Consider the following 14,278-nt stretch of genomic DNA (forward strand, 5'->3'; position numbering starts at 1 on the left):
GTCGATCCGCTATATAACTCTCTGCTACCTTGCGGCTGGCCTGACGAGTGAGTTCGTGGCCAGATCGCTCGAAAGTAGTCACATAGGGTTACTTTGCGGCTGGTGGCGCGGACCCGAGTGGGGCCGTCCTCGTCGCCGTCGAAGCGGCCGCCCGCACCCACCAGAGCCGGCCCAGCCTCACCCTGGCGGACATGGCCGGCAAGATCACCGAAGTCCTCGACGCCGCTTGACGGGCTTGTCCCGAGGTTCTCGCCGGATCCCCGTGCTGTGGCGCTTCATCGATAGCAGTTACCAGCCCTGAGGAGGGCACATGTCCAGTTTGAAACGGCGAAGGTTCCTCGCTCTAGTCGCACTCGCGATTCCGCTCGTGGTCCACGTTGCTCCCGCCGCGGCCGCGACGGCGAAACCGAAGATCAAAGTCTCCGGCGGGCTCACGCAGCCCGCTTTCTCCTACGCCGACGCCATCCGTGAGCACGTCCGGGTGCAGGCGCCGGTCGACAGTGACGGCGACGGTAAGAAGGATCTGGTCCGGGTGGACATCATCCGGCCGAAGGAGTCCGGTTCCGGGCTCAAGGTTCCGGTGATCATGCACCAGAGCCCGTATTTCGGTGAGCCGGGTGTCGGCTTCGAGGTCGAAAAGAAGAAGTACGGCGCGGACGGGAACCTGACGAAGTTTCCGATGTTCTACGACAACTACTTCGTGCCGCGCGGGTACGCGTTCGTGTCCGTTGACATGATCGGCACCCGGTTGTCGGACGGCTGTCCGACGAGCGGCGGTCCGTCCGACGTGCTGGGCGGCAAGGCGGTCGTCGACTGGCTCAACGGCCGCGCGGTCGCCTACGACGCCAAGGGCGCTCCGGTCAAGGCGTCCTGGACCACAGGCCGTACCGGGATGATCGGGCACTCCTATGAGGGTGCCCTCGCCATGGCAGTCGCCGGCACCGGGGTGCGAGGGCTGGAGACGATCGTGCCGATCGCGGGGCCGAGCAGCTGGTACGACATGTGGCGCGCGAACGGCACGCTCACCGACATCAAGGACGGGCAGGCCTGGATGGCCGCACGGATTGACGAGGATCCGGACGAGAAGTGCGCGGCGGTGCGCCGGCGCATGAGCGAGGGCTCTGACGACGCCACCGGCAACGACAACGCCTATTGGCGCGAGCTCGACTACCGGACCGGGCCGGTCTCGAAGGCGCGCAACGTGCGCGCCAGCGTCTTCTCGGTGATGGGGATGCAGGACCGGAACGTGATGGCCGACCAGTTCTCCACCTGGTGGACCCAACTGCCTCGCGACGTGCAGCGCAAGGCGTGGGTGACGCAGTACGGGCACCTCGACCCGTTCTGGGCCCGCCGTGAGGTGTGGGTAGAGACCCTGCACCAGTGGTTCGACCACGAACTCATGGGCGTCTCCAACGACATCACGCGCCGGCCGCGCGTCGACGTGCAGCTCGGTCCGGACCGGTGGATCACCCAGGCCGACTGGCCCGCACCCGCGGCGCGGACGACGACCCTGCGGCCGCAGCAGGACGGCTCCCTGGGCCGCAAGCCCTCGACCGGGACCGGCAGCTACCTCGACACCGCCCAGACTGAGATCGCGATGGCCGACAACCCCGACACCGCCGACCCCCACCGGCTGGCCTTCCTGACCCCGCCGTTGAAGAAGGCGATGCGGCTGTCCGGGACGCCGTCGGTGAGCCTGCGGGTCACCCTGGACGAGCCGACCGCCAACCTGGGTGTCGCGCTCGTCGACTACGGCACCGACGCCCGCATCGACTACCGCGAACGCAGCGCGACGTCCGCGGAAGGCCTGAAGTTCATCGGCGGTGAAACCTGCGCCGGTCAGAGCACGGACGATGACGATGGCTGCTACCTCAAGGCCGGCGACAACCTGGCGACTTCCGACTTCCACGTGGTCACCCGGGGAATCCTGGACGCGCAGAACCACGAGTCGCTGAGCCGCCAGGCGCCGCTGACGCCTGGCAAGGCCTACCAGGTCACCTGGAAGATGCTGCCGCTGGATTACGAGTTCAAGGCCGGGCACCGGCTGGGCCTGATACTGACCGGAACCAACGACGACCTCAACCTCGACGAGAGCAGCAACGTCGAACCCGGCACCGGGGCCAAGGTCACCGTCGACCTGGCCGGCACGTCGATCTCGCTGCCGCTGGTCACCGGCACAACCAGCAAGTAACAGCAAGATCGACACTCGCGATCTTCGAGGTGGTGCCCGCCGGCACCACCTCGGTGTCACAGATCCCTTCTCCCCACGCCAGATGCGCGCCTTGCGCGATCCCCTGACGCCTCCGCGCCTGTTCGCCGACCGGCCGCGCTCGGGCGCCTATCTCAACATGCTGCTCCTGGCCGCGGTGACGCTCGCGCTCCTGTTCCTCCTCGGCCAGTTCCTGCAGAACGCCCGGGGGCTCGGGCCGCTGGCGGCCGGGCTGGCGTTCCTGCCCATGCCGGGACTGCTGTTCGCGTTCGGGCGCGTCACCCCTCGCCTGATCTCCCGGTTCGGCACCCGGAGGCTGACGCTCACCGGCCTGCCGCTGATCGCCGTCGCCACGGCCTGGCTGACACGCCCCTCCGTCCACGACGGCTACGTCTTGGGCGCCCTGGTGCCGCTGACGCTGTTCGCCGTCGGCGCGGGACTGAGCTTCCTGCCGCTCACGCTCACCGTCCTGTCCGGTGTGCGCGCGAGGACTCGGGAATCGCCTCCGGCGTGCTTCAGACCACGCAGCAGGTCGGCGGCGCGCTGGGAATGGCCGTGCTCGTCTCCGTGCTCGTCTCCGTGTACGGCGTGGCCGCTCGCCACGGGGGCATGACACACGGCATCAACGCGGCCTTCGCCGTCGCAACGATCTTCGTCCTGGTCGCTTTCTTGATCAGCACCGCTCCTGTCCGGCCCCGAGGCCCGCAAGAGCCGCCGCCCCACGAGGCCGAATCGCCGGACACGGGCCGCCATACCGGAGACCACGCAGCTCACACGGCTTCCTGACGAACCGGCGGGCCCGCCACCCGCTGGACGATCGGCATGCTCGCTGCCGGGATCTCGCTCATATCCATTGGATCGCGCGGGCCTCGGCGCCCAGGTGGGGCCGGTGTCCCGACGCCGCAATGGCCGGCCGAGCGCGACTGTTGGGACGAATGAGGCTGGCCGGGTCACCGCCAGGTGGCGGCGTACTCAGCGGCGTAGGACTTCACCTGAGCATGAGGTGCGCCGCGCCGGCTCGGCCGCTGCGGACTTTCGCGGCCCAGAGCGGACAGCACCGCGTCTGCGCCCTCGATCGCGGACGCGAGCGTCACGAGGTCGGGGTCGCTCACGTCCGCGGTGAGCTTGCTCGGGTTCCTGACGACAACGCGGGGCCGGTCCGGCCGGCGCCAACGCGGCGAGCCGACCCCCGCCGCACATCCTGTACCTAACTCATATAATATGAGTCTCGTAGGAAAGTTCTTCAAGGAAAGGCCTGCCATGATCCTGGTAACCGGTGCCACCGGCACCGTCGGACGCCCCCTGGTCGGCGTGCTCGCCGGCGAAGGCGTCAAGGTGCGTGCCGTCACCCGCGACCCGCAGGCGGCCGGCCTGCCCGCCGGCGTCGAGGTCGTCGTGGGCGACCCGTCGCGGCCGGACACCATGGGCGCGGTTCTGGAGGGCGTCACCTCCCTCTTCCTGCACCCGCGCGCCGTGGGAGAAGCGGCCGCCGACCTGCTGGCGCTCGCCAAGGAGCGTGGCGTCGGGAGAGTGGTGGCGCTCTCGGCCGTCAACGTCGACGACGACCTGGCCGACCAGCCGTCCCGCTTCCAGGGGGATAGGAACAAGGAGGCCGAGGACGCCGCCGTCGCGAGCGGCCTGGACTGGGTGAGCCTGCGGTCCGCCTCCTTCGCCGTCAACACCCTCCGCACGTGGGCCCCTCAGGTCCGTGCCGGTGACGTCGTCCGCGGCCCGTACGCCGCGTTCGCCGAGCCCTTGATCCACGAAGGGGATCTGGCGGAGGTCGCCGCTCGCGCGCTGCTCAGCGCCGAGTTGACCTTCCAGAAGGTGCGGCTCACCGGCCCGCGCTCCCGGTCCCACGAAGAGCTGGTGGCGGCCATCGGCGAGGTGATCGGCCGGCCGCTGCGCTATCAGGAGGTTCCGCCGGAGGCATTCGAGCAGAGCATGATCCAGCGTGGCCTCCCGAAGCCGTTCATCGAGGCCCTGATGGCCAGGTACGCCCGGGGCGCCGGGCCCGCCGAGGGCGTCACCGACGAGGTGGAGAAGATCCTCGGCCGCCCCGCGCGCACCTTCAGCGAGTGGGTCGCCGACCATGCCGCCGCCTTCCAGAACTGACACCGGCCAGAGACGAAGGAGAAAACCATGATTGACGCAGAGCGCACCACACGGCAGGGCATCCAGGTGTTACGCACGCCGGAGGCACGTTTCGAGGGCCTGGCCGACTACCCGTTCACGCCGCACTACGTCGAGATCGACGCGAACGACGGCGCCGGCACCCGGCTGCGCGTGCACTATGTGGACGAACGACCGAGCGATCCGGCCAAGGCGTCCGGGGAGACGGTTCTGCTGCTGCACGGCGAACCGACGTGGAGCTACATCTACCGGCACATCATCCCGCCGCTGGTCGCGGCCGGGCATCGCTGCGTGGCCCCCGACCTCGTCGGCTTCGGCAAGTCCGACAAGCCCGGCAACCGGTTCGACTACACCTACCAGAGCCACGTCGGCTGGCTGACCGAGACGGTGCTCGACCGCCTCGACCTGCACGACATCACGTTGGTGGGCCAGGACTGGGGCGGCCTGCTGGGGATTCGCATGGTGGCCGAGAACCCCGGCCGGTTCCGTCGCGTGTTGGCGACCAACACCTCTTTCCCCACGGGAGAAGAGGAGCTTGTCGCCAGCTTCGCCATCTGGCTGCAGCTCAGCCAGCGGTCGAACCCGTTCGACATCGCCAAGGTCATCGACAGGGGCACCGTGAACGCGCTGGACCCGGCCGTGGGCGCCGCGTACAACGCGCCGTTCCCGGACGAGTCGTACCTGCAAGGGGCGCGCCAGTTCCCGCTGCTCATCCCGATCACGCCCGTCGATGAGGCGACGCCCGCGAACCGCAAGGCGTGGGAGGTGCTGGAGAGCCTGCACACCCCGTTCCTGGTCGCGTTCAGCGACAGGGACTACGGAGTCGGCGGCGGCCCGGACAGCCTGCGGAACCGCGTCGCCGGGGCCGCGGGACAAGCGCACACCACCATCGAGAACGCGGGCCACTTCGTCCAGGAGGACAAGGGACCGGAACTCGCCGCCATCATCGGCACCTTCATCCACTCGACCCGCTGAATCAGGCTCACAGCTGCTCGCAAAGGAAAACCGATCATGGGCAAAGATTCGCTCGCTGGATACATCCGCTTCCTGAGCCTGACCTTCGCCGGGCTGTTCGCCGGATTCGTCAACGGGGTTCTCGTCTTCGAGCTGTCCCTGCGCAACTACGACGGATCCGTGTACACCCAGGTCCGGCAGGTCGAACTCGACCACCTGGACACCCTCGCCTCCGCCACTCTGATTCCGGCGCTGATCACCACCGCGATCCTGGTCGCCCTCGCGGCCCGAGGAAGAGGTCGTGCCTTCTGGCTGAGCCTGGCGGCGCTCGTCCTGCTGGTGACCGTCTTCGTCCTGACGCTCATCGTCAACCTCCCCATCAACGGCGACCAGGCCGGCTGGAGCGTCACGGCGCCTCCCGCCGATTGGGCCGGCATCCGTGATCGCTGGCAGATCGCACACGCGGTGCGCACGGTCGCGGCCGTACTCGCCTTCGCCCTGCTGGCCGCGGCGGCGGTCGTCCATGCCAAGCAGCCCTTCCCGCGCCGGAGCCCGGTCGATCGGTCGCAGCCGGACCGCTCCGCCCCCGCCCGCGCGTACAGGGGCGGACAGAGGTGAAGGAGATCGAGCTGTCCGCCGGGACGATCGCATACGAGGACACGGGCGAGGGGCCCACGCTCGTGCTGTTGCACGGGCTGATGATGGACGCCTCGCTGTGGGCGGACGTGATCGCCGACCTGTCCGCCGATCACCGATGCGTGGCGCCGACGTTGCCCCTGGGGGCTCACCGCCAGGCTATGCAGGCCGACGCCGACCTGTCCCTCACCGGGATCGCGCGGCTGGCCGCCGAGTTCCTTGAGCGCCTCGATCTGCATGACGTCACCCTCGTCGGCAACGACACCGGCGGCGCGCTCGTCCAACTGCTCATGCGCGACGGCGACGCACGCGTGGGGCGGGTCGTGCTCGCCTCATGCGATGCCTTCGACAACTTCCCGCCAGGGCTGACAGGCAAGACGCTCGTGCTCGCCGGCAAGCTCTCGCCCCGGATGTTCGGGCTGTTCATGCAGCAGATGCGGATCCGGATGCTCCGGCGCTCGCCGCTCGCGTTCGGGTGGCTGACGCTGCGCGGAGACGCCGCCACCGCTCGCTGGCTGAGACCGGTCCTGACGCAGCCGGCGATCCGCCGCGACGCCGTGCGCACACTCCGCGCGGCGGCGGCGGGTGGCGCCGGCTCCCTGCTCGCCGCGGCCGAACACCTGCCGGGCTTCGACCGGCGCGCCCTCGTCGTCTGGGCGAGCGGAGACCGGGTGATGCCGCCCGAGCACGGCCGGCGCCTCGCCGGACTCCTCCCGCGAGGAGAACTGGTCGAGGTGGACGACAGTTACACGCTGATCCCCCTGGATCGGCCGGCCAGGCTCGCTCAGCTCATCCGGGAGTTCACCCGCGCATCCGACGCGTCGTAGCGGGACCGTCGCCTGTCGCCACCGCCCTATCATTCGAATTGCGTATAATACGATACCCATACCTGATCATGGGAAGGCCCATCGTATGACGCCCTCGCCTCCCGAAGAAGCCGAGCCGGCACGGCATCGACGCCGGGTGACGAACGCGATAAAGGAGTCACTGCGCGAACTGAGCATCCAGTTGTCCTTGCTCAACCATCAAGTCAGCGCGCACGTCGACCTCAAAGACGTCGACCTGTCCTGCCTGGACCTCATCAACCGACACGGCCCGCTCAGCCCCACCGCCCTGGCACGCCGCGCGGGCCTGCACCCCGCCACCATCACCGGCATCTTGGATCGACTCCAGCGCGCCGGCTGGGTCACTCGCGATCGCGACCCGCAGGCGTCCGACCGCCGCGCCGTCGAGGTCCGCGCCCTCCGCGATCGCAACGCGGAGCTGTTCGCGCTCTATACCGGCATGAACTCGGTCGTGGACCAGATCTGCGACCGATACAGCGACCCCGAACTCGACCTGCTGGTCGACTTCCTCCGCCGCACCACCGACGCCGGCCAGGACGCCACCAGCGAACTGGCCCGCGAGTAACGCCGCCACCCCACCCAGCCAACAGCCTCCGGCAGGCCCGGCTCAGCCACCAGGACACGTGACTTTCCGCGGCAGGGGCAGACCGCCCACCAATCTACGGCGCGGCGTCGGTGAGTGGTTGCGGGTCGCACCGTTCGTCGGCCCAGACCCCGAGGCCGTTGAGGACGGCGCGGAGTCGCTGCCGGAGCAACCGGACATCGGCAGGGGTGACATGGTCGCCCAGCAGCTCTCGGACCCCCTGTACGTACACCGGGCGGGCATGGTCGAAAAGGGCCCGGCCTTCACGGGTGAGGACGGCGTACGTGGTGCGCCTGTTGTCGGCGGGCTGCTGACGAGTGACGGCACCGCGCTGCACAAGGCGCTCAATGAGACGGGTGATGGCGCTTTTCGGCTGCAGCGTGAGCTCGGCAAGGTCGATCATCCGCAGGCGGCCGCGCGGAGCCCGGGACAGGCGGAACAGCACCTCATGCTCGGAGAGCGAAACGTCTGCCTGCTCCTCCAGGCGGCGGCTGAGCTCGGCCCGCATGACGGCGTGCACTTGAACGAGGTTGGCCCAGGCCAGCATGAGCTGGTGATCGTCTTCCGAAATCATCGAAACCATCTTACCCAGCATCTCGAATAGTTCTATTTGGTACTGTTCAACTTGGTATCGATAGCAGAGGCGGAGGAACAGGCATGCATGTTCTGGTGACGGGATCGACGGGGCAGCAAGGAGGCGCCGTCACGCGGGAGCTCCTCGCGCACGGGCATTCGGTCCGGGCGCTCACCCGGGACCTCGGCTCTCAGCGGGCCCACCACCTGCGAGAAATGGGCGCCGAACTCGTGGCAGGCGACCTGGAGCACCGCGAGGCCCTGCAGACCTCGGCCGTCGGCGTGGACGCGATCTTCGCCATGTCCACGTCCTACGAGGCAGGTGCCGACGCAGAGGTACGACAAGGCAGCACCATGGCGCAGGTGGCCGCCGGCCAAGGCATTCACCTGATCTACAGCTCGGCCGCGGGTGCCGATCGCGATACAGGCATCAAGCACATGGAGGCCAAGCATCAGGTGGAACAGGAGATCATCCGATTGGGGGCTTCTTCCACGATCTTGCGACCGGCCGCATTCATGGACAACGCGAACGCGCCGTGGGCGCGCGCCCGGCTTCGCGAGGGCGTGCTGTCCCTGCCGATGCCTTCAGAACGTCCCGTGCAGCATGTCGCCGTGACCGACATCGCTGCGTTCGTGCGCCTCATCCTGGAAAGACGTGCCGCGTTCGTGGGTGCGACGATCGCGCTGGCCTCCGACGAACTCACCGGCGAGCAAATGGCCGCCGGCGTCACCGCCGCCTCCGGCCACGCCATCAGGTACGTCGAGCCGAAACGCGAGGCTCTGTCCGCGTACGGCGAGGATGGTGTGGCGATGCGCGACTGGTTCAGCCGCGAAAGCTTCCAGGTCGACATCGCCGCGCTGCGCGCCTCTTACCCCGAGATCCCCTGGCGCAGCTTCACCACGTGGGCGGACGAGCAGGACTGGACCTTCCTGCACTAAACCTGAGCTGTTACATCAAGGAGGTTTGGTTCGTCACTGTAACGACACGAATGGGCGACCGAGGAATGTGACGGATGGACGAATACGGATGACTGGCGGAACGCTTCCAGGAGCACCGCCCGCATCTGCGGGATGTCGCCTTCCGCATGCTGGGCTCCATACACGAGGCGGACGACGCCGTACAGGAAGCGTGGCTTCGGCTAAGTGGCTCAGACACGAGTGGCGTGGAGAATCTGCGCGGGTGGCTGACAACCGTGACGGGGCGGATATGCCTGGATATCTTGCGATACCGCGCCTCGCGGCGTGAGGAGCCGCTGGATTGGCATCTCCCCAGCGCTCCGGATGGCCGCCTTGCCGTTCCTGGCTCCGGGGTACTGCACAATCACCGGCGTGTGAGACGAAGAGCTGGCCGCGCCGCCCGCGACCCCGCACCGCGACGCGGCGGTCGCGTAGCAGGCGTGCCATTCGGTAGACCGGCCCGGCGCGCCCCGACCGCGTCGATCACCTCGGCGGCCTGGCCCAGGCGACCCCGCCATGACCAGTGCGTGGACCCGGGCAGGCGCGCGATCGGTGGCCCGGCCCCAGACTCCCTCACGCACGATCCGCCGCATGGGCTCCTCAGTGACCCGTGACATTCCGATCAACCCAGAGCCTGATGGCAAAGGAGCGGCGGCGCATGGCAGACCCATTGGATGGGGCAGCGGGTACTCGGCGATCGTTTGTGCCGTAGCGGTCTGAGCGCGAACCCGCAAAGGCAAAGTCTTCAGCCCTCGGCGGATCAGCCGGCAATCCAGCTTGAAGCAGGGAAGCGGCCGGCCCGAACTTCACAGCGGCGGTCGCGGTCATCACTTCCATGTAGATGTGGGTGATCAGTACGTGTCGCGGCGGCGGATCCTGGACATGAACGGGCCGTCGCCACGGCCCGCCGAGCTCACCCTTGGAGTTGATCGAGACGATGGCTGAGATAGTCACGCTCGAGCGTGTTCTCGGTCAGGAGCAGCGCTTCTTCGTAGGCGGTGCGGGCGTCATGGGCGCGTCCGAGGCGGACGAGGAACTCTGCGCGGGCGGCGGCGAGGTAACCGTAACCAGCGAGCTGGGGCTCGGTGGTGAGCGGGTCGAGCGCATCGAGGCCGGCCGCGGGACCGTGAGCGAACCCGACCGCGACGGCGCGGTTGAGCGCGACGACCGGTGAGGGCCACAGGGCCACAAGCAGGTCGTAGAGCCCGACGATCTCGCGCCAGTCGGTCATGTCCCAGCTCTCGGCTTCGTCGTGCACCGCGGCGATGGCGGCCATCAACGCGAACCGCCCTGGAGGCCGACTACGCAGGACCTCGTGGACCAGAGCCACTCCCTCGGTGATCGCGTCATGGTCCCAGCGGGCACGATTCTGATCGGCGAGGAGCACAAGCTGTCCGTGTTCGTCGAGACGGGCGCCTCGGCGAGCGTCGGTGAGCAGGATCAGTGCCAGCAGTCCGGCGATATCGGCGTTACCGGGTAGCAGGGTGCGCAGCATCCGGGCCAGGTCGAGGGCGCGCTCGACAAGATCGCGGCGGATCAACTCGGTACCAGCGTGGGCAGCGTGGCCGGTGGTGAACAGCAGGTGCACCACCTCGCACACCGCTGCCACACGGTCGGGCAGTTCCTCCCACGCAGGCACCCGGTACGGAATCCGCGCCTGGATGATCTTCTTCTTGGCACGGGTGATTCGAGCGGCCATGGTCGACTCACTGACCAGGAAAGCACGGGCCACCTCCGCGGTGGATAGTCCGCACAGCAGCCGCAGGGTCAGTGCCACCTGAGCGTCCCGGGAAAGGGTGGGATGGCAGCAGGTGAACACCAACCGCAGCCTGTCATCGCCGATCTCGGCCCACACAGGTCGCTCCCCACCATCCTGGTCAAGTCTCTCGCCGGTATTGGTCTCGACGAGCAGAGGCAACTTCCGAACCGCAGTGGCCCGGCGGCGCAACAGGTCCAGCGCCCGGCGGCGCGCGGCGCTGGTCAACCAGGCCCCGGTATTGCGGGGCACGCCGTTGGCGGCCCAGGCGGCCAGGGCTTTGGCGTAGGCATCTTGTACGCATTCCTCGGCCAGGTCCAGATCGCGGGTGACGCGCACCGTCGCGGCGAGCACAAAGGCCCACTCGCGGCGGTGCGCGTCAGCGACCGCGGCGCCCACCCGCGGATCCACTGTCATCACGCGGCGTCCTCGGGCGATCAGTCGAAGGTGCGCACAGGCCGGACCTCGACCCCACCAGCGAACGTTGGCACCTGCTTGGCAATGGCCACAGCCCGGTCGAGGTCGTCGGCCTCAATGAGGTAATAGCCCACAAGGGCCTCCTTGGTCTCGGCGAACGGGGCGTCGGTGACGCTGAACCCGGCTGCGCCGTCCGAGCGGATCGAGGTGGCCGTCGCGGTCGACTGCAGCGCGTTACCGCCGCGCAGCGCCGTCTCGTGCGCGGCCATGAACCGCCGGTGGCCGGCGAGCAGCCGGCCGGACTCCTGCTCGCCGGCGCCGGCCACCGCGCTCTCGTCGTCATAGATCAACACCAGGTACTCGGCCATCGATTCCCACCCTCCCATCGCGGGCCCGCCACCCGGACCCCCCACTCACCTCGACGCGGGAGCGGGGACGGAATCGACACCGAAGCCGCGCCGAAATCCTCCGTACAGAAAACTCTAAATTCTCCGCACATGCTGTCGATCCCAGCTACTGCCAGGCGTCGGCAGAAGTGAGACCCGGTCACGGGGGGCACCTCAGCCACATCGACCAGCCCGACCGAGCACCGGGTCTACCGGCCCAACAGCCACCGACCTCACGCGATGACGTGAACCACCAGAAAGAGAAAGTCATGTTGCTGGAAAACAAGAATGTCGTCGTCTACGGCGCCGGCGGCGCGGTCGGCAGTGCGGTGGCCCGCGGTTTCGCTCACGAAGGCGCCAGGGTGTTCCTGACCGCGCGAAAACTGGACGTCATCGACACCGTCGCGAAGGAGATCACCGCCGCGGGTGGAGCGGTCGAAACCGCCGTCGTGGACGCCGGGAACGAGAAATCCGTGACCGAGCACCTGAACGCGGTCGTCGCCGACACCGGCAGCATCGACGTGTCGTTCAACGCGATCGGAATCTCACCCGTGGGATTGCAGGGAATACCACTCACCGAACTGCCGGCCGAGAATTTCCTGCGCCCGATCACCACATACGCCCAGGCTCATTTCATCACCGCGAAATCCGCCGCACGGCACATGATCGCCCGGCAGTCAGGAGTGATCATGATGCACACACCCGAACCGGCCCGCTCCCCGCAGCCCCTGGTCGGCGGCATGAGCGTCGCCTGGGCGGCAATGGAAGGCCTCAACCGCGCGCTGTCGGCCGAATGGGCCCACCACGGCATTCGCGCGATCTGCCTACGCACCACGGGCATGGTGGAGACACCGGTCATCGACCTCGTGTACGGGCTGCACGCCGACGCACTGGGGATCACCAAGAAGCAGTTCACCGCGCTAGCGAGTGGTACGAGCCACCGCAAGCGCCCGACCACGCTGGCCGAACTCACGCAAGCGGCGCTCTTCCTCGCCTCCGACCGGGCATCCGCGATGACCGGCACCGTCGCCAACCTGACCGGCGGAATCATCGTCGACTGACCCGACTCGCCCCGACCGCCGTTTCGGCGGCCGGGGCATCCCAACACAGGAGCAAGAGCAATGAACGATCTACTCGCGAGCGCCGTCGCCGCGCACGGTGGCATGGACCGGTGGAACCAGATCCAGACGATCTCTGTCGACGCCGCCATCACCGGAGCCTTCTGGCAGATCAAGGGACAAGACGACGCACTGACGAAAATCCGCTTCGAAGTGGACACCACACGGGAACGGCTGACCATGGACTTCGTCGGCCAGGACCGACGGTCGATCTTCGAACCCGACCGGGTCGTCCTGCAACGACCGATCGGCACAGTGGCCGAGACACGCGACAACCCGGAACGGTCATTCGACGGCCACCAGTTCGAGACGCCGTGGGACGACCTGCATCTCACGTACTTCGCCGGGGAAGCACTCTGGACGTACCTGAATACGCCATTCCTGTTCACCTGGCCGGGGTTCGTGTGCGAGGAGATCGCCCCGATCCAGGCCGACAGTGAAACATGGCGGCGGCTGAAAGTGACCTTCCCCGACCACATCAAGAGCCACACCCGCACACAGGTGTTCTGCTTCGGCCCGGACGGGTTGCTGCGCCGCCACGACTTCACCATCGACATCGTCGGCCGGACAGTCGAGGCACAGCTTCACGCCGCCGACTACCGCGACGTCGACGGCATCGTCATCCCCGCAACGCGACGAGCCTACGCCCCCATGGGCGACGACCAGATCGTCTTCGTCGCCATCGACATGGCCGACATCGCCGTCCACTGACCCGAAATCCTTCACACAAGGGACAGCACAATGAACAACACCTCCCGGGCCCAAGTCGTCACGCCGGCGGAATGGGAAGCCGCCCGCCTGCACCTGCTGGCGAAGGAGCAGGAGCTGACCCGCGCCCGGGACGCATTGGCCGCTCAGCGCAGACGGATGCCGTGGCAGAAGGTGGACCAGGAATACGCCTTCAACGGCCCGAACGGCGCCGCCCGGCTGCTCGACCTGTTCGAGGGCCGTCGTCAACTGCTCCTCTACCGCGCCTTCTTCGAGCCAGGCGTGGACGGCTGGCCCGACCACGCCTGCGCCGGCTGCTCGCTGATGGCCGACCAGGTCGCCCACCTCGCGCATCTCCACGCCCGCAACACCACGCTCGCGTTCGCCTCACGCGCACCGCAACCCGACATCGAACGGATCAAAGCGCTCATGGGCTGGACCATGCCCTGGTACACGATCACCGACAGCTTCGACGCCGACCTCGGCGTGGCCGAGTGGTACGGCACCAACGCATTCATCCATGACGGCGACAACGTCTACCGCACGTACTTCATCAACGATCGCGAGCACGAGCCGATGGGAGCAACATTGGGATCCCTCGACTTCACCGCGCTCGGACGCCAAGAGGACTGGGAGGACTCCCCCGACGGATACCCCCAGGCGCCGCGATATTCGTGGCTGAAGCGACACGACGAATACGGCTCGACCGGGCGGGCCGCGCACCCCGCCACCCCAGAATCGGCGGATCATGACTGAAGCCAAGGCCGCCGGCGACAAGGATTTTCGGAAGGCTGAGCGAACTGCCCGGTGGTAGTACGCGGAGCTCACCTGCGCGGCGGCGTTCGGCTCGTTCCAGCACGGCCAATGCCTCCCCTTCCGCACCAGCGCACGCGCCCGAGCCACCGCGAGCGGTGACCGACAGGCCACCGCCTCATCCCTTGCGGCGTCGGACGACCTTCCTGTTTTTGTGGAGAAGGGTCGGGCGGAGCCCGTTCGATTTGAT

Annotated in this window: 16 protein-coding genes; 12 read left to right on the top strand and 4 right to left on the bottom strand. The window is 67.9% G+C overall.

All coding sequences use genetic code 11. The features are described 5' to 3' along the window. The first annotated feature begins 310 nt into the window (after positions 1–310). Both ABEA43_RS57615 and ABEA43_RS57620 read left to right on the top strand, forming a co-directional pair. Positions 311–2,191, top strand: coding sequence for a CocE/NonD family hydrolase (locus ABEA43_RS57615; RefSeq protein ID WP_345576176.1), 1,881 nt, complete (start codon positions 311–313; stop codon positions 2,189–2,191). A gap of 7 nt (positions 2,192–2,198) precedes the next feature. Beyond that, a complete protein-coding gene (locus ABEA43_RS57620) occupies positions 2,199–2,822 on the top strand; it encodes an MFS transporter (RefSeq protein ID WP_345576293.1) in 624 nt (207 codons plus the stop codon). A gap of 337 nt (positions 2,823–3,159) precedes the next feature. On the opposite strand, the gene ABEA43_RS57625 is transcribed toward ABEA43_RS57620, so the two are convergent. Continuing rightward, positions 3,160–3,321, bottom strand: coding sequence for a hypothetical protein (locus ABEA43_RS57625; RefSeq protein WP_345576178.1), 162 nt, complete (start codon positions 3,319–3,321; stop codon positions 3,160–3,162). Between the two features lie 148 nt (positions 3,322–3,469). On the opposite strand from ABEA43_RS57625, the gene ABEA43_RS57630 reads away from it, so the two are divergent. From ABEA43_RS57630 to ABEA43_RS57650, 5 genes are all read left to right on the top strand, one after another. Beyond that, positions 3,470–4,324: an NmrA family NAD(P)-binding protein gene (locus tag ABEA43_RS57630; RefSeq protein ID WP_345576180.1), complete on the top strand. Its 855-nt coding sequence runs from the start codon at positions 3,470–3,472 to the stop codon at positions 4,322–4,324. Positions 4,325–4,351: 27 nt separating this feature from the next. After that, positions 4,352–5,317: a haloalkane dehalogenase gene (locus ABEA43_RS57635; protein WP_345576182.1), complete on the top strand. Its 966-nt coding sequence runs from the start codon at positions 4,352–4,354 to the stop codon at positions 5,315–5,317. 36 nt (positions 5,318–5,353) lie between these two features. Then, entirely contained in the window at positions 5,354–5,914 is a 561-nt protein-coding gene (locus ABEA43_RS57640) for an anthrone oxygenase family protein (RefSeq protein WP_345576185.1), read from the top strand. Continuing rightward, entirely contained in the window at positions 5,911–6,759 is an 849-nt protein-coding gene (locus ABEA43_RS57645; RefSeq protein WP_345576188.1) for an alpha/beta fold hydrolase, read from the top strand. Before ABEA43_RS57640 ends, ABEA43_RS57645 begins: the two co-directional genes overlap by 4 nt. Before the next feature lie 85 nt (positions 6,760–6,844). Continuing rightward, entirely contained in the window at positions 6,845–7,342 is a 498-nt protein-coding gene (locus ABEA43_RS57650) for a MarR family transcriptional regulator (RefSeq protein ID WP_345576191.1), read from the top strand. Between the two features lie 94 nt (positions 7,343–7,436). On the opposite strand, the gene ABEA43_RS57655 is transcribed toward ABEA43_RS57650, so the two are convergent. Continuing rightward, positions 7,437–7,955 (bottom strand): MarR family winged helix-turn-helix transcriptional regulator, encoded by a 519-nt coding sequence (locus ABEA43_RS57655; protein WP_345576193.1) that lies wholly within the window; start codon positions 7,953–7,955, stop codon positions 7,437–7,439. A 62-nt stretch (positions 7,956–8,017) separates the two neighbouring features. Here ABEA43_RS57655 and ABEA43_RS57660 point away from each other — a divergent pair, with 62 nt between their 5' ends. Next, positions 8,018–8,872 carry an NmrA/HSCARG family protein gene (locus tag ABEA43_RS57660; protein ID WP_345576195.1) on the top strand — a complete coding sequence of 285 codons (855 nt, stop codon included), beginning with the start codon at positions 8,018–8,020 and terminating at the stop codon, positions 8,870–8,872. A gap of 92 nt (positions 8,873–8,964) precedes the next feature. Further along, positions 8,965–9,504 (top strand): sigma factor, encoded by a 540-nt coding sequence (locus tag ABEA43_RS68455; protein ID WP_425570638.1) that lies wholly within the window; start codon positions 8,965–8,967, stop codon positions 9,502–9,504. Between the two features lie 299 nt (positions 9,505–9,803). Here the strand turns inward: ABEA43_RS68455 and ABEA43_RS57670 are convergent, their stop codons facing one another. Together ABEA43_RS57670 and ABEA43_RS57675 are read right to left on the bottom strand one after the other, a co-directional pair. Continuing rightward, positions 9,804–11,063, bottom strand: a complete 1,260-nt coding sequence (locus tag ABEA43_RS57670; RefSeq protein ID WP_345576295.1) for an RNA polymerase sigma factor — start codon at positions 11,061–11,063, stop codon at positions 9,804–9,806. Between the two features lie 20 nt (positions 11,064–11,083). Beyond that, on the bottom strand, positions 11,084–11,431 hold the full coding sequence (locus ABEA43_RS57675; protein WP_345576197.1) for a YciI family protein: 348 nt from the start codon (positions 11,429–11,431) through the stop codon (positions 11,084–11,086). 287 nt (positions 11,432–11,718) lie between these two features. On the opposite strand from ABEA43_RS57675, the gene ABEA43_RS57680 reads away from it, so the two are divergent. From ABEA43_RS57680 to ABEA43_RS57690, 3 genes are all read left to right on the top strand, one after another. Further along, positions 11,719–12,510: an SDR family NAD(P)-dependent oxidoreductase gene (locus ABEA43_RS57680; RefSeq protein ID WP_345576199.1), complete on the top strand. Its 792-nt coding sequence runs from the start codon at positions 11,719–11,721 to the stop codon at positions 12,508–12,510. 102 nt (positions 12,511–12,612) lie between these two features. After that, positions 12,613–13,278 (top strand): hypothetical protein, encoded by a 666-nt coding sequence (locus ABEA43_RS57685; protein WP_345576201.1) that lies wholly within the window; start codon positions 12,613–12,615, stop codon positions 13,276–13,278. A 30-nt stretch (positions 13,279–13,308) separates the two neighbouring features. After that, positions 13,309–14,031, top strand: coding sequence for a DUF899 domain-containing protein (locus tag ABEA43_RS57690; RefSeq protein WP_345576203.1), 723 nt, complete (start codon positions 13,309–13,311; stop codon positions 14,029–14,031). Positions 14,032–14,278: the final 247 nt, after the last annotated feature.

Source organism: Nonomuraea rosea (assembly GCF_039539705.1).
Lineage (GTDB): Bacteria > Actinomycetota > Actinomycetes > Streptosporangiales > Streptosporangiaceae > Nonomuraea > Nonomuraea rosea.